At 64.8% G+C, this 17,837-nt stretch carries 19 protein-coding genes; 9 read left to right on the top strand and 10 right to left on the bottom strand.

What is annotated here, in order from left to right:
• Positions 1 to 81: 81 nt before the first annotated feature.
• The 3 genes from M511_RS07025 to plsY are packed head-to-tail and all read left to right on the top strand — an operon-like array spanning position 82 to position 2,890.
• Positions 82 to 1,041 (top strand): aspartate carbamoyltransferase catalytic subunit, encoded by a 960-nt coding sequence (locus tag M511_RS07025; protein WP_029371515.1) that lies wholly within the window; start codon positions 82 to 84, stop codon positions 1,039 to 1,041.
• Positions 1,038 to 2,309 (top strand): dihydroorotase, encoded by a 1,272-nt coding sequence (gene pyrC, locus M511_RS07020; RefSeq protein ID WP_010393609.1) that lies wholly within the window; start codon positions 1,038 to 1,040, stop codon positions 2,307 to 2,309. Before M511_RS07025 ends, pyrC begins: the two co-directional genes overlap by 4 nt.
• Positions 2,306 to 2,890, top strand: a complete 585-nt coding sequence (gene plsY / locus M511_RS07015; RefSeq protein ID WP_010393610.1) for a glycerol-3-phosphate 1-O-acyltransferase PlsY — start codon at positions 2,306 to 2,308, stop codon at positions 2,888 to 2,890. Before pyrC ends, plsY begins: the two co-directional genes overlap by 4 nt.
• Positions 2,891 to 2,972: 82 nt before the next feature.
• Here plsY and M511_RS07010 read toward each other — a convergent pair whose 3' ends face one another.
• Positions 2,973 to 3,956, bottom strand: a complete 984-nt coding sequence (locus M511_RS07010) for a P1 family peptidase (protein WP_010393613.1) — start codon at positions 3,954 to 3,956, stop codon at positions 2,973 to 2,975.
• Positions 3,957 to 4,095: 139 nt separating this feature from the next.
• Here M511_RS07010 and msrA point away from each other — a divergent pair, with 139 nt between their 5' ends.
• Positions 4,096 to 4,680: a peptide-methionine (S)-S-oxide reductase MsrA gene (msrA, locus tag M511_RS07005; protein WP_050804157.1), complete on the top strand. Its 585-nt coding sequence runs from the start codon at positions 4,096 to 4,098 to the stop codon at positions 4,678 to 4,680.
• Positions 4,681 to 5,550, top strand: a complete 870-nt coding sequence (locus M511_RS07000) for a 50S ribosomal protein L11 methyltransferase (RefSeq protein WP_085501775.1) — start codon at positions 4,681 to 4,683, stop codon at positions 5,548 to 5,550.
• A gap of 149 nt (positions 5,551 to 5,699) precedes the next feature.
• On the opposite strand, the gene M511_RS06995 is transcribed toward M511_RS07000, so the two are convergent.
• Positions 5,700 to 5,894 (bottom strand): DUF1127 domain-containing protein, encoded by a 195-nt coding sequence (locus M511_RS06995; protein ID WP_010393621.1) that lies wholly within the window; start codon positions 5,892 to 5,894, stop codon positions 5,700 to 5,702.
• A gap of 238 nt (positions 5,895 to 6,132) precedes the next feature.
• Entirely contained in the window at positions 6,133 to 6,852 is a 720-nt protein-coding gene (locus tag M511_RS06990) for a 16S rRNA (uracil(1498)-N(3))-methyltransferase (protein ID WP_085501774.1), read from the bottom strand.
• Positions 6,853 to 6,868: 16 nt separating this feature from the next.
• Here M511_RS06990 and ubiA point away from each other — a divergent pair, with 16 nt between their 5' ends.
• From ubiA to M511_RS06975, 3 genes are all read left to right on the top strand, one after another.
• Positions 6,869 to 7,825, top strand: a complete 957-nt coding sequence (gene ubiA / locus M511_RS06985) for a 4-hydroxybenzoate octaprenyltransferase (RefSeq protein WP_085501773.1) — start codon at positions 6,869 to 6,871, stop codon at positions 7,823 to 7,825.
• Positions 7,826 to 7,938: 113 nt separating this feature from the next.
• Complete coding sequence (locus M511_RS06980; protein WP_254901046.1) at positions 7,939 to 10,170, top strand: OmpA family protein; 2,232 nt, start codon at positions 7,939 to 7,941, stop codon at positions 10,168 to 10,170.
• 37 nt (positions 10,171 to 10,207) lie between these two features.
• Positions 10,208 to 10,540, top strand: coding sequence for a hypothetical protein (locus M511_RS06975; protein WP_010393630.1), 333 nt, complete (start codon positions 10,208 to 10,210; stop codon positions 10,538 to 10,540).
• Between the two features lie 72 nt (positions 10,541 to 10,612).
• On the opposite strand, the gene M511_RS06970 is transcribed toward M511_RS06975, so the two are convergent.
• The 4 genes from M511_RS06970 to M511_RS06955 form a co-directional block, all read right to left on the bottom strand.
• A complete protein-coding gene (locus M511_RS06970) occupies positions 10,613 to 11,797 on the bottom strand; it encodes an amino acid aminotransferase (RefSeq protein ID WP_010393633.1) in 1,185 nt (394 codons plus the stop codon).
• Positions 11,797 to 12,657, bottom strand: coding sequence for a 3-mercaptopyruvate sulfurtransferase (gene sseA / locus M511_RS06965; protein WP_085501771.1), 861 nt, complete (start codon positions 12,655 to 12,657; stop codon positions 11,797 to 11,799). Before sseA ends, M511_RS06970 begins: the two co-directional genes overlap by 1 nt.
• Before the next feature lie 65 nt (positions 12,658 to 12,722).
• Entirely contained in the window at positions 12,723 to 13,193 is a 471-nt protein-coding gene (gene smpB, locus M511_RS06960) for an SsrA-binding protein SmpB (protein WP_010393636.1), read from the bottom strand.
• 47 nt (positions 13,194 to 13,240) lie between these two features.
• The gene (locus tag M511_RS06955) at positions 13,241 to 13,711 is read right to left on the bottom strand and encodes a low molecular weight protein-tyrosine-phosphatase (RefSeq protein WP_010393638.1); all 471 of its coding nucleotides are present in this window, start codon (positions 13,709 to 13,711) and stop codon (positions 13,241 to 13,243) included.
• A gap of 92 nt (positions 13,712 to 13,803) precedes the next feature.
• On the opposite strand from M511_RS06955, the gene M511_RS06950 reads away from it, so the two are divergent.
• On the top strand, positions 13,804 to 15,465 hold the full coding sequence (locus M511_RS06950; protein WP_085501770.1) for a thiamine pyrophosphate-binding protein: 1,662 nt from the start codon (positions 13,804 to 13,806) through the stop codon (positions 15,463 to 15,465).
• A 9-nt stretch (positions 15,466 to 15,474) separates the two neighbouring features.
• Here the strand turns inward: M511_RS06950 and M511_RS06945 are convergent, their stop codons facing one another.
• From M511_RS06945 to arfB, 3 genes are read right to left on the bottom strand one after another with little or no spacing between them, the layout of a single operon-like run.
• A complete protein-coding gene (locus M511_RS06945) occupies positions 15,475 to 16,899 on the bottom strand; it encodes an inorganic phosphate transporter (RefSeq protein WP_085501769.1) in 1,425 nt (474 codons plus the stop codon).
• Positions 16,896 to 17,363, bottom strand: a complete 468-nt coding sequence (locus tag M511_RS06940) for an NUDIX hydrolase (RefSeq protein WP_085501768.1) — start codon at positions 17,361 to 17,363, stop codon at positions 16,896 to 16,898. Before M511_RS06940 ends, M511_RS06945 begins: the two co-directional genes overlap by 4 nt.
• Positions 17,360 to 17,791: an alternative ribosome rescue aminoacyl-tRNA hydrolase ArfB gene (arfB, locus tag M511_RS06935; protein ID WP_010393648.1), complete on the bottom strand. Its 432-nt coding sequence runs from the start codon at positions 17,789 to 17,791 to the stop codon at positions 17,360 to 17,362. The genes M511_RS06940 and arfB overlap by 4 nt, the downstream gene beginning before the upstream one ends.
• Positions 17,792 to 17,837: the final 46 nt, after the last annotated feature.

Here is a 17,837-nt window from a genome sequence, read left to right as displayed (position 1 = left end):
CCGATGCAAGAGGTCGCGCCGCTTGCCGGGCCGGGCCGCATTTGTCATAGAGGGCGCGACCGCGACCTTGGGGACCAAGCCATGTTCCGTGCCCGCCATCTTTTGGGGATCGAGCCGCTCGCCCCCCCCGAGATCACCACGCTTCTTGATCTTGCCGAAACCTATGTCGATCTGAACCGCCGCACGGTGAAACATTCCGATGCACTGGCCGGGATGACCCAGATCAACATGTTCTTTGAGAACTCGACCCGCACCCAGTCCAGTTTCGAACTGGCGGGCAAGCGGTTGGGTGCTGATGTGATGAACATCTCGATGCAGACCTCAAGCGTCAAAAAGGGCGAGACACTGATCGACACCGCCCTGACGCTGAATGCCATGCATCCCGACCTGTTGGTCGTGCGCCATCCTCAGTCAGGGGCGGTGGACCTCCTGGCCCAAAAGGTGAATTGCGCGGTGCTGAACGCAGGTGACGGCCGGCATGAACATCCGACGCAGGCGCTGCTTGATGCGCTGACCATCCGCCGCGCCAAAGGCAGGTTGCACCGGCTGACCGTAGCGATTTGCGGCGATATTGCCCACAGCCGGGTTGCGCGCTCAAACCTGATCCTGCTTGGCAAGATGGAGAACCGCCTGCGCCTTGTCGGTCCGGCGACGCTGATGCCCTCGGGTGCCCGCGACTGGGGTTGCGAGGTCCACGAGGACATGCGCGAAGGGCTGAAAGGTGCGGATGTGGTGATGATGCTGCGCCTTCAGAAAGAGCGGATGGACGGCGGTTTCATCCCCTCTGAGCGGGAATATTACCACCGCTGGGGGCTTGATGCGGAAAAGCTGGCACTGGCCGCGCCCGATGCGATCGTCATGCATCCCGGTCCAATGAACCGCGGGGTCGAGATCGACGGCACCATCGCCGATGACATCAACCGTTCAGTCATTCAGGATCAGGTCGAGATGGGCGTCGCGGTCCGTATGGCGGCGATGGACCTTCTGGCGCGCAACCTGCGGGCCGAGCGTGGCGCCAGGGCGGCGGAGATGATGGCATGATCCTGCATTTTCACAACGCCCGCCTTATCGATCCCGAAGCGCAGACCGTGGCCGGGGGCACGCTGACCGTCCGCGACGGCCTGATCGAGGCAGTTGGGGCGGAGGCCCCGCAAGGCGCCGAGCTGATCGACTGCGGCGGCAAGCACCTTGCGCCCGGGCTGATCGACTGGGGCGTCAAAATCGGTGAACCGGGTGAACGCCACAAGGAAAGTTTCCGCAGTGCCGGGCTTGCCGCAGCGGCGGGCGGGGTGACGACCGTGATCGCACGGCCCGACACATTGCCGCCGATCGACACGCCAGAGGCGCTGGAGTTCGCCACCCGCCGCGCGGCGGATGCGCCGGTCAACATCCGGCATATGGCGGCGCTGACCCGTGCCCGCGAAGGCCGCGAGATGGTCGAGATGGGCTTTCTGCAGGACGCTGGGGCCGTTGCCTTTACCGATGGCGTGCGGGTCGTTCCGGACACCCGGCTTTTATCCCGCTGCATGACCTATGCGCGTGGGTTGGACGCGCTGATCGTCGGTCACCCGCAGGACCCCGGCCTGTCGAAGGGTGCGGCGGCGACCTCGGGCAAGTTCGCTTCGCTCTACGGCCTGCCCTCTGTCTCGCCCATGGCCGAGGTGATGGGGCTTGATCGCGATCTTGCGCTGGTGGCGATGACTGGCGCGCGCTACCACGCCGACCAGATCACGGTGGCAGCCAGCCTCCCCGCGCTGCGCCGCGCGCGTGAGGCCGGGCTGGATGTCACTGCTGGCATTTCGATCCATCATCTGACGCTGAATGAATATGATGTGGGCGGCTATCGGACCTTCTTCCGCTTCACGCCGCCCCTGCGGGCCGAAGAGGACCGGCTGGCCATGGTCGAGGCGCTGGCCGAGGGCCTGATCGACGTGATCGCCAGCTTTCACACCCCGCAGGACGAAGAAAGCAAGCGTTTGCCCTTTGCCGAGGCGGCCCCGGGTGCCGTCGGGTTGCAGACCCTCCTGCCGGCGGCGATGCGGCTTTACCATCAGGGAGGGCTTAGCCTGCCGCAACTGTGGCGTGCGATGTCGCTTAACCCCGCGCGGCGTCTTGGCCTGCCCGCCGGGCGGCTGTCAGCCGGAGCGCCCGCAGATCTGGTGCTCTTTGATCCCGATGCGCCCTTTGTGCTTGATCGTTTCACCCTGCTATCGAAGTCTAAGAACACCCCCTTCGACGGCGCGCGGCTCGAAGGCAGGGTGCTTGGCACCTGGGTTGCCGGTCGCCGCGTCTTCGGAGCGCAAGCATGACCCTGATCCTCTGGGCCGCCATCGGCTATCTGCTGGGTACGATCCCTTTTGGCATCGTCATCACCCGTGCGCTGGGGCTGGGTGATTTACGCCAGATCGGCTCGGGCAATATTGGCGCAACCAATGTGCTGCGTACCGGAAACCGCCCCGCAGCCCTCGCCACCCTGCTGCTTGACAGCGGCAAGGGCGCGATTGCGGTGCTGCTTGCCCGCGCGCTTGCTGACCCCCATGCGGCGCTGATCGCGGGTGCTGCTGCATTCCTTGGCCACCTTTTTCCCGTCTGGCTCGGTTTTCGGGGCGGAAAAGGTGTTGCGACCTTCCTCGGCACGCTCCTCGCGCTTGACTGGCGGCTGGGCCTTGTCGCCTGCGGGTTGTGGCTGCTGACTGCGCTGATCTTGCGGATCTCGTCTCTCTCGGCGCTGGTCGCAGCGGCGCTGACCCCTTTTATCGCCCTATGGCTTGACGGAAAGGCGATGGCAGCCGTTACGGCCTTTATGACCGTGCTGATCTTCATCCGTCACGACGCCAATATCCGCCGCATCCTTGCTGGTAGTGAGCCGCGCATCGGCAAGAAATCCTGACGCTTCTTTCGTGGTGAAATATCCCGGGGGAGTGCCTTTCCGGCCCCATTGAGGGGCAGGAAAGGCATGGGGGCAGAGCCCCCTAACCCTCGCGCCAGCAGGGTTGCAGATCCCCCGGCCGGGGACTTGCCGCATAAACCCCACGCGCGATCGCGCGCGCCAGCGTGCACGCGGCGGCGTGACCCAGTTGAAAGGGCGTCAGCGCCGGATCGGGCAGTGGCTTCATCCCGGACGAGACGGCAAAGACCAGATCGCCATCAAAGGGGGTGTGGCTGGGTACGATAGCGCGGGCCATCCCGTCCTGTGCCGCCGTCGCCAGCCGCGTCAGCCCTGCCTTGTCCAGCCGCGCATCCGTGGCGATGATGGCAATGGTCGTCGCCTCGCCCAGCCGTTTGGACGGGCTTGGCTCATGCGCGGCGGGATAGGGGCCGGAAAGCCCAAGGCCACCGAACTCACCCTCTGTCTCCCAAGGGGCTGCCCAGAATTGCCGCGTTTCGCCCGCGGTCACCGATCCCAGCGCATTGACGACCACCAGCGCCCCCAGCGTGATCCCGCAATCAAGCACTGCCGAGGCTGAGCCGAGCCCTCCCTTCCAGCGATGGGTCATCGCCCCGGTTCCGGCACCCTCGCTGCCTAGTAAGAAATCGGGGCTGGCGGTTTCTAACGCCGCGCGGCCAAGGGCGGGATAGGGGTTTCCCTGCCAGTCCTTGTTACCGCCGTTCAGCAGGTCAAAGACGATGGCGCCGGGGACGATTGGCACGCGCACCGGGCCGACCTCGAATCCCCGGCCCATGGCGCGCAACCCCTCGGATACCCCGTCGCAGGCTGCCAGTCCAAAGGCCGAGCCGCCCGACAGCACCAGAGCATCCACCCCCGGCACCAGTTTGTCGGGGGCCAGAAGCTCGGTTTCGCGCGTGCCGGGGGCGCCGCCCATGACGTTGAACCCGCAGGCCAGCGGTGCATCGCCCAACAGAACCGTACTGCCCGAGCGTAAAACGTCGTCGCGGGCATTGCCGACCCGCAGGCCGTCGACATCGGTGATCAGGTTTCGGGGTCCGGGGCGCATTGGGGCCTCGCGCAGCTCAATTTGCGTGCAACTTGGCAGAACCGGTTGCCCGCCCGCAAGCCGGTTTCGGTATTCCGCCGTTGCGCGGGCGGTCCGGCAGCCCTACCTAATGCGGCAGGACATGCGAAAGGACGCAACCATGACTGCCCCCCTTCACCGGATCTTTGGCCGGCCGCTGGATGCTGAAATGCCAAAAGGTTTTGACCAGGCGATTTTTGGCATGGGCTGTTACTGGGGTGTCGAACGGCTGTTCTGGCAGCAAGAGGGAGTCTGGCTGACTGAGGTCGGCTTTGCCGGAGGCCATGCCGAAGATCCCAGCTACAAACAGGTTTGTACCGGCACGACTGGTCATGCCGAGGTGGTGCGCGTTGTCTACGACAGCTCGCGCATCAGCTATGAACGACTTTTGCAGATATTCTGGGAAAACCACGATCCGACCCAGGGCAACCGCCAGGGCAATGACGTGGGCTCTCAATACCGCTCGTTGATCATGTATTTCAATGACAGCCAGAAGGCAGCGGCGGAACTGTCCAGGGCCGATTACAGCAACCGGCTGGCGGTTCAGGGCTATCCCGATATCACCACCCAGATTATCCCTGCCGGTCCCTTCTGGCGGGCCGAGGACGATCACCAGCAATATCTGGATCGTTATCCCGATGGCTATTGCGGGTTGCGTGGTACGGGTGTCAAAGCCCCTTTGACCGATATAGCCGAGGAGCATTGAATGCCGACCTGGACCGCGCTGACCCACACCAATGGCCGTGACGCGGCCGAGGCGCTTGCCGAGGCGGGCGAGGACCTGAACCCCGAACCCGTCGGCACCGGCGTTTTCGAGATCGAGGATGGCTCAGGCCGCTGGGAGGTGGGGTTGTATTTCACCGAATCCCCGGACGAGGTCGGGTTGGCGTTGCTGGCTGCCGCCTGGCAGGCAGAGCCTTTCGTCATCTCGGAACTGCCCGAGGTGGATTGGGTCGCCCATGTCCGGCGTGAACTCTCGCCGGTCGAGGCCGGGCGCTTTTTCGTCCATGGCAGCCATGATGCCGACAAGGTCCCCGAAAGTGCCGAGGCACTGCTGATCGAGGCCGCCATGGCCTTTGGCACCGGCCATCACGGCACGACCAAAGGCTGTCTTCTGGCTTTGGACCGGCTGATCAACGAAGGCTTTGCACCGCAGCGCATCGTCGATGTCGGCTGCGGGACCGCTGTGCTTGCCATGGCTGCGGCGCGTTCGTTCCCGGTGATCGTGCTTGCCGGTGATATCGACCCGCAGGCAGTGGATGTGGCGCGTGCCAATGTGATTGCCAACGGGCTGGATGGACGTGTCGAATGTGTCGAGGCAGCGGGCTTTGATCATCCGCTGATCGAGAATGCCGCGCCCTTTGATCTGGTTTTCGCCAATATCCTGAAACAGCCGCTGATAGACCTCGTACCCGATATGGCGAAAAATATCGCACCGGGCGGCAAGGCGATTTTGTCGGGCATTCTGGTTACCCAGGCCGATGAGGTCATCGCGGCCTATACGGCTGGCGGTTTGCAGCTTGAGCGGCGCGATGATCTGGGCGAATGGTCGACGCTGGTCGTAAGGCGGGATTGATCGCGGGAATGCCGGGGAAATCCCCGGCAAAAACCATCCACAGAAAATACTGAAGGCGGCCTTTGGGGCCGCCTGTTCGTTTTGCCCATTCGGGCCGAAAAAGGCTTGCGGATTATCCGTATAGCCGATCTCGCGTCTTCAACCGCTGATCAGCGGGCGCGCGCAATACGTTCGATATCGCCGCGGCACAGACCGATGTCGTCCAGCTCGCGGTCGGAAAGACGGCTCAGCGCATTTTTCGTAACGCGCGCATCGTTCCAAGCGGTCACAGCCGCCCAGATTTTCGAGCCAATACCGAAAGAGCCCGCCCCGCCATGGATGCGGTTCGTGTCAATCGCCGACATAGTTTCCACCTTGAGATCATTGCCCGATTATCGGGCGCTTCGTTCATGCATCAGCATATAGGCCGGGCAGTCTGATAAAACCACGGCCAAACGGGCATCTCTGCCATGCAGCTTGTGCATAAGAGACCGAATTCCCTTAGTTTTTGCGGCAAGAGGGAAATACCGATGCTGCGCCGCAATATTTTCCCGCCAGTGGCCCGGTTTTCGGATGAAAGTTGCGCCCCCAAGGCCCGGGCGGTCAGCTCCAGTCGCCCAGACTTGCCTGCCACAGGGCCAGTGACGCAACGGCAGCGGTGTCCGCGCGCAGGATTCTTGGCCCCAAAGAGATGCGCGTGACGCAATCCATCGCCGAAAGACGCCGTCGTTCCGATTCGGACCAGCCGCCCTCAGGGCCGATAAGAATCGCCCAAGGGCCGTGCGGCAGACCAGCCAGCGTCTGTGCTGGTCCCGCCAGCGCCTCATCCGCCCAAAGGATGCGCCGCCCGGTATCCCAGCCGTCCAGCAGGCGGGACAGCGGCACCAGTTCACCGACCTCGGGGACGAAGGTGCCGCCACACTGCTCGGCTGCCTCGATGGCATGGGCTTGCAGCCGGTCCTGACGGATCCGTTCAGAGTTCGTGTGATCGGTCTGCACTGGCAGGATGCGGGCCGCGCCCATCTCGGCCGCTTTTTCGACGATGAAATCGGTGCGCGCCTTTTTGATCGGGGCAAAGATCAGCCACAGGTCGGGCGGGTTCATCTGCGGCGCGCTCTGTCGTTCGGCGATCAGCGTGCCGTTGCGTCTGGCAATGCGCTCGATTCGCGCCAGCCATTCGCCGTCGCGGCCGTTAAAGACCAGAATTTCGTCGCCCGCCGACTGCCGCATGACCGAAGAAAGGTAATGCGCCTGATCGGTATTCAGCTCGATACCTTGTCCCTTGGCCAGCGGGTGATCTATGAACAGTCTGATTTTCGCCATGATGGGGCGCAGCGTAATGCAGATCGACCGTCCGATGCCAGAGGGCCACAGCACCGTCGCCGATGCGCCGCCGGATAACTGGGTGGATCGTTACGCGCCTGTGGGCTGGAGACCGTGGCTGCGGCTTTCCCGCGCTGACAGGCCAATCGGCACCTGGCTTTTGCTTTTGCCCTGCTGGTGGGGGGTCGGGTTGGCGATGATCGCAGGCAATCCCGGCTGGCGCGATATATGGATTGCGCTTGCCTGTGGGATCGGCGCTGTGCTGATGCGCGGTGCGGGCTGCACCTGGAACGACATCACCGACCGCGACATCGACGACAAAGTGGCGCGCACCCGTTCGCGCCCGATTCCCTCGGGGCAGGTGACGGTCAGGGGGGCGCTTATCTGGCTGGCCGCGCAGTCGCTGGCCGGTTTTGCCATTCTGCTGACGCTTGGCAGTGCGGCGATTGCGCTGGGGATCGCATCGCTGGCGCTGGTGGCGATCTATCCCTTTGCCAAACGCTTTACCTGGTGGCCGCAGGTATTTCTGGGCCTTGCTTTCAACTGGGGCGCGCTGCTGGGTTGGGCGGCGCATACGGGCAACCTCGCCCCGGCGCCGGTGCTGGCCTATCTGGGCGGCATCGCATGGACGGTCTTTTACGACACCATCTATGCCCATCAGGATGCCGAGGATGACGCCCTGATTGGTGTCAAGTCCACTGCCCGGCTGTTTGGTCGCGATACGGCGCGCTGGCTGGCGGGCTTTGGCATCGCCTCGGTCCTGCTGCTGGTGCTTGCGGTGCTGGCGACGGGCGCGCAGGGGCTTGCGCTGGTGCTGGCTCTGCTGGGTGTGGCTGGTTTTGCCGCGCATCTGGCCTGGCAGCTCTTGCGCTTTGATATGACCGACAGCGCCGGTTGCCTGCGCCTGTTTCGCAGTAACCGCGATGCGGGCCTGCTGATTGCGCTGTTTCTTGCTTTGGCGGGGCTGGTCTGATTGCGAAACCCGCCCGCAGGGATTACATGCGGCAGGTCGGAAACAGCCCGAAGGTCTCCCTGATGGCCAATTCCCAGCAATCCGCAGGTCGTCCCCCGCGCCGGGGCCCCGCGGTGGCTGTAAGCCTTATCGCCCTTGCTGCAGCGGCGGGCCTGTCCTTTTTGGCTGCCCGCGCGGCGGCCGATTTCATCGAAACCCGCTCGGCGACGGATCTGCGCGCGGCGCTGGCCGGTTTCGACTGGGTGACGGTGACGACCGACGGGCTGCAAGTCCGGCTTGAGGGCATCGCCCCTGACGAGGTGCAGCGTTTCCGCGCCCGGGCCCGGGCCGAGACGGTCGTTGATGCCGGGCGGGTGACCGATGCCATGCAGGTCACTGCCAGCGCCGAACTGGCAACCCCCGCTTTCGAGGTCGAGCTTTTGCGCAATGACGAGGGCATTTCGATCATCGGGCTTGTCCCTGCCGATCTGGACCGCGCCGGGCTGATCGGTCAGTTGAAACGCCAGACAGGGGCAACCCGCATCTCGGACCTGATGGAGACCGCCGATTATGCCGTCCCCGAAGGTTGGGAGGACGCCTTTGCCTTTGGCATCAAGGCAGCCGAGCTGGCCAGACGGGCCAAAGTCTCGATCGCGGCGGGTGAGGTCTCGATCCGTGCGATCACTGACAGCCCGCGCGAAAAGGCGGCGCTCGAGGCAGCTTTGAACCGGGCCAAACCCGCGTCGGTTCGCCTGACGGCTGAAATTACCGCACCACGGCCGCTGATCGCCCCCTTTACCCTGCGCTTTGTCAAGGATGCGGCAGGCGCGCGGTTTGATGCCTGCTCGGCCAATGATGAGGCCGCCCGTGACCGTATCCTTGCCGCAGGACGCGAGGCCGGGGTGCCAGAGGCGGCGCAATGCACCCTTGGCCTTGGCGCGCCCTCGGCTCGCTGGGGCGATGCGGCGGTTGCGGCGGTTGCGGCGGTCAATGATCTTGGCGCGGGCTCGGTGACGATCTCGGACACCGATGTCGCGCTGTTCGCCCCCGCCGATGTCGAGGCTGCCAGCTTTGACGAGGTGGCCGGCCGGCTAGAGGCGGCGTTGCCCGATGTCTTTACCCTTAGCGCCGAGCATGAAGAGGCGACCAAGGGCGAGGCGGGCCCTGCCGAGTTCTCGGCAGTTGCAGACAGCAGCGGTGTCGCCCTGCGTGGCCGCATCACGGATGAACGGATGCGCGAGGCGGTGGAAAGCCTTGCGCGCGCCCGTTTTGGCCGGGTGGACAGCGCGCTGCGCAGCGACGCTTCGGTGCCCGATGGCTGGACCCTGCGCGCCATCGCCGCGCTTGAGGCGCTGAATGCGCTGGATCGTGGCAACGCGACGGTGACACGCGATCTGGTGCGGGTCAGCGGCGTGTCGGGCAGCCAGACCGCCTCGGATGCGGTGGCGGCGCGGCTGGCACAGAGACTGGGCGCAGGGGCGCGTTATGAGCTGGCAATCCGCTATGACCGGCGGCTGGACCCGCTGCTGGGTCTGCCGTCGGGTATCGAATGCGTGGACCGGCTGAATGCAGCGATGCAGGAATCCGAAATTGGGTTCGAGCCGAACAAATCGGTTATCGCAGGCGACCCGGGTCCGACGCTTGAGCATCTGGCCGAGACGATGGCGCTATGTTCTGATTTCCGCATCGAGATCGGCGGCCACACCGATTCGCAGGGTTCCGAAGGGTTCAACGCCGAACTCTCGCGTTCGCGGGCGCAGGCGGTTCTGGCGGCGATGACCGAGGCGGGGATCAACACTTCGAATATGACCGCCAAGGGTTATGGCGAAAGCCGCCCCATCGCCGATAACGACACCGAGGCCGGGCGTGAGGCGAACCGGCGCATCGAATTCACCCTGCTTGGCGAAGAGCCGGTGCAGACCGAGGCCCTGGCGCCGGCTGAACTGGTCAAGGGTGTCACCGACAGTCCCGAAGAGGTCGCCGCGCGGGCTGCCGGGGCAGCATTGCGCGCCGTGACCGCCGCTGTTGGTCCGGTGCTTGGCGTGCCGACTGATCCCGAAGCCGCAGCATTTGCCGCGACCGAGCCGGTGCGCCTGCTTGTCTCGGGCGTCGATCCGGGGCGCATTGCCAGCCAGCCTGCGCAAGAGGCGGGGTTGCCTGAACTGCCGCTGTTGCAGGCCGCGACCCTGCCAGCCGCGCAGCTTTTGCCTGATCCTGACACGCTGGTTGCCCCGGCCGAGGCTGCGACTGCCCCTGCGCAAAAGGCTTTGCGCGGCGCGGCGGTCGAGGCGGGGACTATTCCTGCGCAAGAGGCCTTGCATGTGAACCGCCCCCTACCGCGGCCTGAAGAGCCCCGAAAGCCATGACCAGATCCGCCCTGTCCCTTTTATCAAAGCCGCGCGCATGAATCGTAACGAACTCATCCTGGCTACCGCGATCCTTCTTTTTGCTGCCTTCCTTTTGGGATGGTTCGCAAGCTGGCTGGTCCATCGCCTGTCCCGCGCCACCCGCGCCGAGATGGGCGAGCTGGAGACGATGGCCCAGCAGTTGCACGAGGCAGAAGAGGCGCGCGAGCGTGCCGTCAGCGCCCTTGAGATGCGCGAGGCCGATCTGATCGCCCGGCTTTCGACCGCCGAGGCCGAGCTGCGCGCGGCGCAGGGCGAATTGCAGGAAAGCCAGACCGAGATCGAAGAGCTGCGGGAATATATCGACCGCAAGCTGGGCCGCAAAACCTGATGACCGGCGGATAAAAGAAAAAGCCGCCGGGCAGGGCCGGCGGCTTTTGCATGTGACTGGCGGTGCTCTGGCTTAGACGCCGGCTTCGATGATGGCGCGGGCCAGAACCGGGATGCTGTTTTCGTTCAGTCCGGCGATGTTGATCCGCGAATCCCCCACCATATAGACGGCGAATTCGTCCTTGATTTTTTGCACCTGCTCGGGCGTGGCGCCCAGACGCGAGAACATGCCGCGATGGCGGGCGACAAAATCGAAACGGTCCGAACCCGACAGGTCGCGCAGTTCGCTTGCCAGTTGTTCGCGCAGCTTGAGCATACCGTTACGCACCGCCTCCAGTTCGGCCATCCAGTCGGCGCGCAGCTCGGGCGTGTTCAGCACGGTCGAGACGATCTTTGCGCCGTGGAAAGGCGGGAAGGAATAGGTCTGGCGGTTCAGGAAGGCCATGGCACCCTGCGCAAGCTCGCGCGTGCCCGCATCGGTGCACAGCGCCAGCAAGCAGCCTGTGCGTTCGCGGTAGATGCCAAAGTTCTTGCTGCACGAGGCGGCGATCAGCACCTCGGGGATGCGCGAGGCGATCAGCCGGGTGCCGGCCGCGTCCTCTTCCAGCCCGTCGCCAAAGCCCTGATAGGCAAGGTCGATCAGCGGCATTGCGCCGGTTTTTTCAAGGACCGAGGCGACCTCGGCCCATTGCTCCAACGTCAGGTTGGCGCCGGTCGGGTTGTGGCAGCAGCCGTGCAGCAGCACCACATCGCCTTTTTTCGCCTGGGCGATATCGGCCTTCATCGCCTCGAAATCGACGCCGCGGGTGGCACTGTCGAAATAGCGGTAGGTCTGGACCGGAACGCCCATGAAATTCATGATCGAGATATGGTTCGGCCAGGTCGGGTCCGACACAAAGACCCGCAGATCAGGGTTCGCCATCCGTGCCAGTTCCAGCGCCTGACGGATCGCGCCCGTGCCGCCGACGGTGGCCAGCGTCGCCGTCGTTTCAGGCTTGAGGCCCTGACCAAGGATCAGGTCGCCCATCGCCTTCTGAAAATCGGGCTCGCCCGAAAGGCTGGCATAGGTCTTGGTGGTCTCGGTCTCAAGCATCCGCTGTTCGGCGGCGTGGACGGCGCGCATGATCGGCGTATGGCCGGTGGCATCCTTATAGACCCCGACGCCCAGATCGACCTTGCCCTGACGGGGGTCGGCCTTGAATTCGCCCATCAAGGCCAGAATCTTGTCGGGGGCCTGCGGTTTCAGATTGCCCAGCATCACGCTTCTCCGGTTGCGATTTTGAGGTCGGGGAAGCTGCCCCATTCGGCCCAGCTTCCGTCATAAAGCGAATGGTCCCGGTGCCCGATCCGTTCAAGCGCCAGGAACAGTGAAGCCGCCGTTACCCCCGACCCGCAGGTGGTGATGACGGGTTTCGTCAGATCTACGCCGGCCGCCTCAAACTCGGCGCGCAGCGCGTCGGGGGATTTCAGCGTGCCGTCGGCATTGTAGAGCCGGCCAAAGGGCAGGTTCTTTGAGCCGGGGATGTGACCCGAGCGCAGGCCGGGCCGCGGTTCAGAGGCCTCGCCGCGGAAACGCTCGGCCGAGCGGGCATCGACAATCTCGTGATCGGCAAGCTTGCTGGCGGCGGCAACCTGCGTCACGTCGCGCACCAGCGCCGCCTGACGCTGCACGGTAATGTGGCGGTCACGCAAAACCGGGGGCATGTCCTCGATCGGGCGGTCCTCGGCCCGCCATTTGGCAAAGCCTCCGTCCAGAACGGCCACGTCCTGTTTGCCCATCAGCTTGAAGGTCCACCAGACCCGCGCTGCCGAACGGACCGGGGAATTGTCATAGACCACGACCTGATGGCCGTCGCCGATCCCCATGGCGCGCATACGGCTGATGAACATTTCGGGCTGCGGCGCCATATGAGGCAATTCGCTGCGCTTGTCCGATATCTCGTCGATGTCGAAAAAGCGCGCGCCCGGGATATGTGCGGCCATGTATTCGGCACGCGCGTCGCGACCGGGTTCAAGAAGCCACGTGGCGTCGATGATACGCAGGTCGGGATCGTTCAGATGGGCCGCCAGCCAGCCGGTCGAGACCAGCACTTTCGGATCGTCGGAATCGATGGACATCGGCCTTTCCCCCCCGCGCGCAGAAACGACACCGATGTAACCGCAGCCGCGCGGGGCGGCAAGGCTTAACCCTGCTTCAGCAAACGCTGTTTCTGCCGGTTCCAGTCACGTTTGGCGGCGGTCTCGCGCTTGTCGGCGACCTTCTTGCCCTTGGCGATGCCCAGTTTCAGCTTAACCCGGCCGCGATGGTTGAAATACATCACCAGCGGCACCAGCGTCATGCCCTCGCGCCCGACCGCCTGCCACAGCCGGCTGAGTTCGCGTTTCGACACCAGCAGCTTGCGTCGGCGCCGTTCCTCATGCCCGAATACGCCGGCCTGCTTATAGGCCGCGATATAAGAGTTGATCAGCCATAGCTCACCCTCTTCGACCGAGGCATAGCTTTCGGCGATGTTCGACTGGCCGGTGCGCAGGCTTTTCACCTCGGACCCGGTCAGTACGATGCCAACCTCGAGATCGCTTTCGATAAAGTAATCGAAGCGCGCCCGGCGGTTCTCGGCGATGATCTTGTAGTTCGGGTCGGATTTCGTGGCCATGGTCGGGCAGAGATAGGGCCGGGCGTGGCGGCTGTAAAGGCCGGGCCTTATTCTTGTCCAATGATGCGTTGCAACAACGCGTGTGCCCCGGCAGTCACGTCGCGCCAGGTGATGTCAAAGCCCCCGGCCTCGCCGAAATAGGGGTCGGCAACCGATTGCCCTTCGCGCCCGGGCACGTGATCCAGCAGCAGCGACAGCCGAGCGCGCCCGTCCGCAGGCGCGATGCGGCGCAGATCCGCCAGGTTCTGCCCGTCCATGGCAATGATAAAGTCAAAGCGGTGAAAATCCTCGACCGCGACCTGTCGGGCGCGAAGTTGCGAAATATCGATCCCCGCCCGCGCTGCCGTTGCCTGCGCCCGGCGATCCGGGGCATGGCCGATGTGCCAGTCGCCGGTTCCTGCCGAATCAATCAGCACCTGCACTCCGGCACGCCCCGCCGCGTCGCGCAAGGCAGCCTCGGCCAGAGGCGAGCGGCAGATATTGCCCAGACAGACGAAAAGAACCGACGGCATCGACATGACGAACCTCACTTGACCGGCTGTATCTTGCCAGTTCCGCCCAAGCTGGCCCAGACTGGCGGGAAAGAAAAGCACAGGGGGAGAAGGCAGAGATGCGGCACGGCGGACAAATCCTTGTCGATGCGCTGAAGGTGAACGGGGTCGGGCGGGTCTTTTCGGTCCCCGGCGAAAGCTTTCTTGCGGTGCTGGACGGGCTGCATGCCTCGGGTATTCAGAACATTGTTTGCAGGCATGAAGGCGGTGCCGCGATGATGGCTGAGGCGCATGGCAAGCTGACCGGCCGTCCGGGGGTGGCTTTTGTCACTCGGGGGCCCGGCGCGACCAATGCCAGTGCTGGGGTGCATGTGGCGCGGCAGGATTCGACGCCGATGATCCTGTTCGTCGGCCAGATCGCCCGCGCCGACCGTGACCGGGGAGCCTTTCAAGAGGTCGATTACCGCGCCATGTTCGGCCCGCTGGCGAAATGGGTTGCCGAAATCGACCAGACCGAACGCATCCCTGAATATGTCTCGCGCGCCTTTCATCTTGCCATGTCTGGTCGACCCGGTCCGGTGGTGCTGGCGCTGCCCGAGGATATGTTGTCCTCACGCGCCGAGGTGCCGGACCTTGCCCCGGCGGCACAGCCGCTTTCCGCCATTGCCGCCGAATCTGTCGCGGCGATCGCGCAGGCGCTTGCGGGGGCCGAGCGGCCTTTGGTTATCCCGGGCGGGACGCTTTGGTCGCAAGCGGCTGCCGATGCGCTGGCTCGCTTTGCCAAGGGCTGGGGCCTGCCGGTGGCTGTGCCCTTCCGCCGTCAGGGGCATATGGACAACGCCCATCCGAACTATGTCGGAGACCTTGGCGTTGGCATGAACCCGGCTCTGGGGCAGGCGCTGGCGCAGTCGGATTGCCTGTTGTCGCTGGGCTCGCGGCTGGGTGACACGCTGACACGTGGCTATGAGCTGATGGACCCGACGCGACCCCATGCCCGGGTGATCCATGTCCATCCCTCGCCTGATGAGCTGGGGCATCTGTGGAGGCCTGACCCCGGGCTGGTCGCCGATCCGCGCGTGGTGGTTTCCGCTCTGGCAGATTTGCCCGCGCCCCGGCGATGGGATGGCTGGACCCGGGACCTGCGCACTGCCTATGAAGCATGGCAGGATCCGCGCCCCACCCCCGGTGCAGTCCGGATGGAAGAGGTCGTGCGCTGGCTTTCGGACCAGTTGCCCCAGGATGCGATTATCACCAATGGCGCGGGCAATTACGCAGCTTTTCTGCATCGCTATTACCGCTTTCGCCGCTTTGGCACCCAGCTTGCGCCGACGTCGGGTTCGATGGGCTATGGTTTGCCCGCAGCCATTGCGGCCAAGCTGGAACATCCTGACCGCACTGTCATCTGCATGGCCGGGGATGGCTGCCTGCAAATGACGGTGAATGAGCTTTCGACCGCTGCTCAGCACGGCGCGGCGATCATCGTCATCGTCGCCAATAACGGCCAATACGGTACAATCCGGATGCATCAGGAGCGCAGCTACCCCGGTCGCGTTTCGGGCACGGCGCTGGCCAACCCGGATTTCGCCGCACTTGCCTGCGCCTACGGCGGCCATGGTGAGCGGATCGGGCGGCAGGAGGATTTCGCCGATGCGTTCCAGCGCGCCCATGCCTCGGGCCGGCTGGCGGTGCTTGAGCTGGTGCTTGACCCCGAGGCGCTTAGCACCGGGGCGACGCTTTCAGAAACCCGCACGGCAGGAGAGGCTGCCCTGCGTCGCGCGTAAGAGCCGGGCCTAGAACCCGCCGATCCAGACCAGCAGCGCGGCAAGAAGCGCGGCGGCGGGTACCGTCACCAGCCATGCGCCCAGAATCATGCGCATGTACGAGCGGCGTACCAGATGGCGGCGGCGGCGCTCTTCGGCGGGCAAAGGGGCGGGGTTCGCGGTCAGCCTGCGGTCGCGCAATTCGCGGTAGAAACCGACCCCGAATACGCCCCCGACCGCCACATGCGTGGTCGAGACCGGCAGCCCCATCAGTGAGGCACCCAGCACCGTCGCCGCCGTCGCCAGCGAGACGCAAAGCGCCCGAGACGCGTTCAGCCTTGTGATGCGGCTGCCGACCATATGCACCAGCCTGCGACCGAAAAGCAGAATGCCAAGTGCAATCCCCAGCCCGCCCAAAAGCAGCACCAGCCGACCGCGCAGGCCGTCATCGCCCCCTGCCGACAGGCTGTCGAGGATGATGGTCAGCGGTGCCGCAACGTTCGAGGTGTCATTCGCGCCATGGGCAAAGCCCAGCACCAGCGCAGCCGCTGCCAGCGGCACGGCCAGCAGTTGCTTCATCGCCAGCCGCCCGGTCGGCTCGCCCTGCGACAGGCGCTTGAGTTGCCGGCGGGTGAACAGCCAGCCAAGCAGGCCGCAAAGCAGTGCCAGGGCCATATTCAGCACTGGGCGTGATCCCTGGACGGCGGCCTCGGCCACTCCGGCCAGCATGGCCGAGGTCAGCCCGACGATAACCGGCATCCAGTGATGTGCGGCGGCGACGCGGTCATCCCGATCCAGCACCAGCCCGCGCAAAAGCGCCATCAAACCCGCCGCGACGACGCCAGCCACCACGGGCGAGATGATCCAGCCAAAGGCAATCATCGCCATGGCGGGCCAGTTCACTGCGTCGATGCCAAAGGTCGCCAGGCCCGCACCAGCAATAGCGCCGACCACCGAATGGGTGGTGCTGACCGGGGCATCAAGCCATGTCGCAAGGCTGATCCAGCTGCCTGCCGCCAGCAACGCGGCCAGCATCATGCGCGCTGTCGCCTCGCCCTCGCCAAGGGTGCGCCCGACCAGCCCCTCGGTCAGGGTGGCGGTGACGGCGCTACCGGCAAGGACCGCGCCCAGAACCTCCATCACCGCGACGAGGATCAGGCCGGTGGTCATGCCGATCGCACCTGCGCCGACTGCCGGGCCAAGCGCGTTTGCGACGTCGTTGCCGCCAATCGACAGCGCCAGATAGGCTGCGACGGCCATGCTGGCGGCAAGGATCCCGATCGCCGGCTGGCCCGAGAAAAAGCCCGTGCCGATATAGCTGGCAGCGGCGATAAAGATCAGGGCCAAGCCCAGCCGCAATAGCGAACGCGCCGAATGCAGGACCGCGCGCTCGGTATTCGTTACCCGGCGCAGGTCTTTGTCGAGGGTGCGGTATTCGCGGGGTTCGCGCCTCATTTCGGGGGCGACTGTCGTTTAAAGGGCAGGTCGTGCAGGATCTGCTGCAACCCCGTTTCGGCTACCAGCCGGGCGGCGTCCTCGGGCGGGAACCAGCGGCGCGTGCGCTCATGCGCTTCGGGAAAATTCCGTTCGAGCTTGTCAACATAAAGTGGAAAGACCCGAACCTCGACCGGGATGGCAAAGCCGCGATCCTGATCCTTGTCATAGCGATAGCGGCCGATCTCTGTCTGATCGACACGGCCTTTGACGCCGGCTTCCTCCCACGCCTCTTGTCGGGCGGCATCGGCAAGGCTGCGGCCCGGCATCGGCCAGCCTTTGGGCACAATCCAGCGCCTGGTGCCGCGGCTGGTGACCAGCAGCACCTCGCCCGTTGATTCATTCAGGCACAGTGCCGCGACCTGCATATCAGGGGGACGACGACCGATCAGCCGCGCCAGCTTTTCGCGAAAGGCGACGATCATGCCGGGTCCTCCCCGTCGCGGATACGGCCCCGCATCGCCTTGACCTCGCCACGCTGGTTCTTGGCCGCCAGGCGGCGGCGCTGGCTGCCCAGCGTTGGCCGGGTCGGGATGCGCTTGCGCGGCGCGATCAGCGCCTGCCGGATCAGTTCGGCCAGCCGCTCGCGCGCCATCTCGCGGTTGCGGGCCTGACTGCGGGTTTCCTCAGCCCGGATCAGTACCGCACCGTCCTGTGTCCAGCGCCGCCCCGCCAGCCGTTTCAGCCGTGCCTTGACCGGAGGCGTCAGATGTGGCGAACGCTCGGCCTCAAAACGCAGCTCGACGGCGGTTTCGACCTTGTTCACGTTCTGCCCGCCCGGTCCCTGAGACCGGGAAAACTGTTCGGACAGCTCCCATTCCTGGATCGTGATCTGGTCGTTGATGCGCAGCATAGTGCGAATATGTCGCAAAACGCGCGTAAGAAAAGGCCAAGCGAAT

Origin of the sequence: Paracoccus sp. J56 (genome assembly GCF_019633685.1) — a bacterium.
Taxonomy (GTDB): domain Bacteria; phylum Pseudomonadota; class Alphaproteobacteria; order Rhodobacterales; family Rhodobacteraceae; genus Paracoccus; species Paracoccus kondratievae.
The sequence above is the reverse complement of the archived record's forward strand: the minus strand, read 5'-3'. Positions and strand labels throughout refer to the sequence as shown.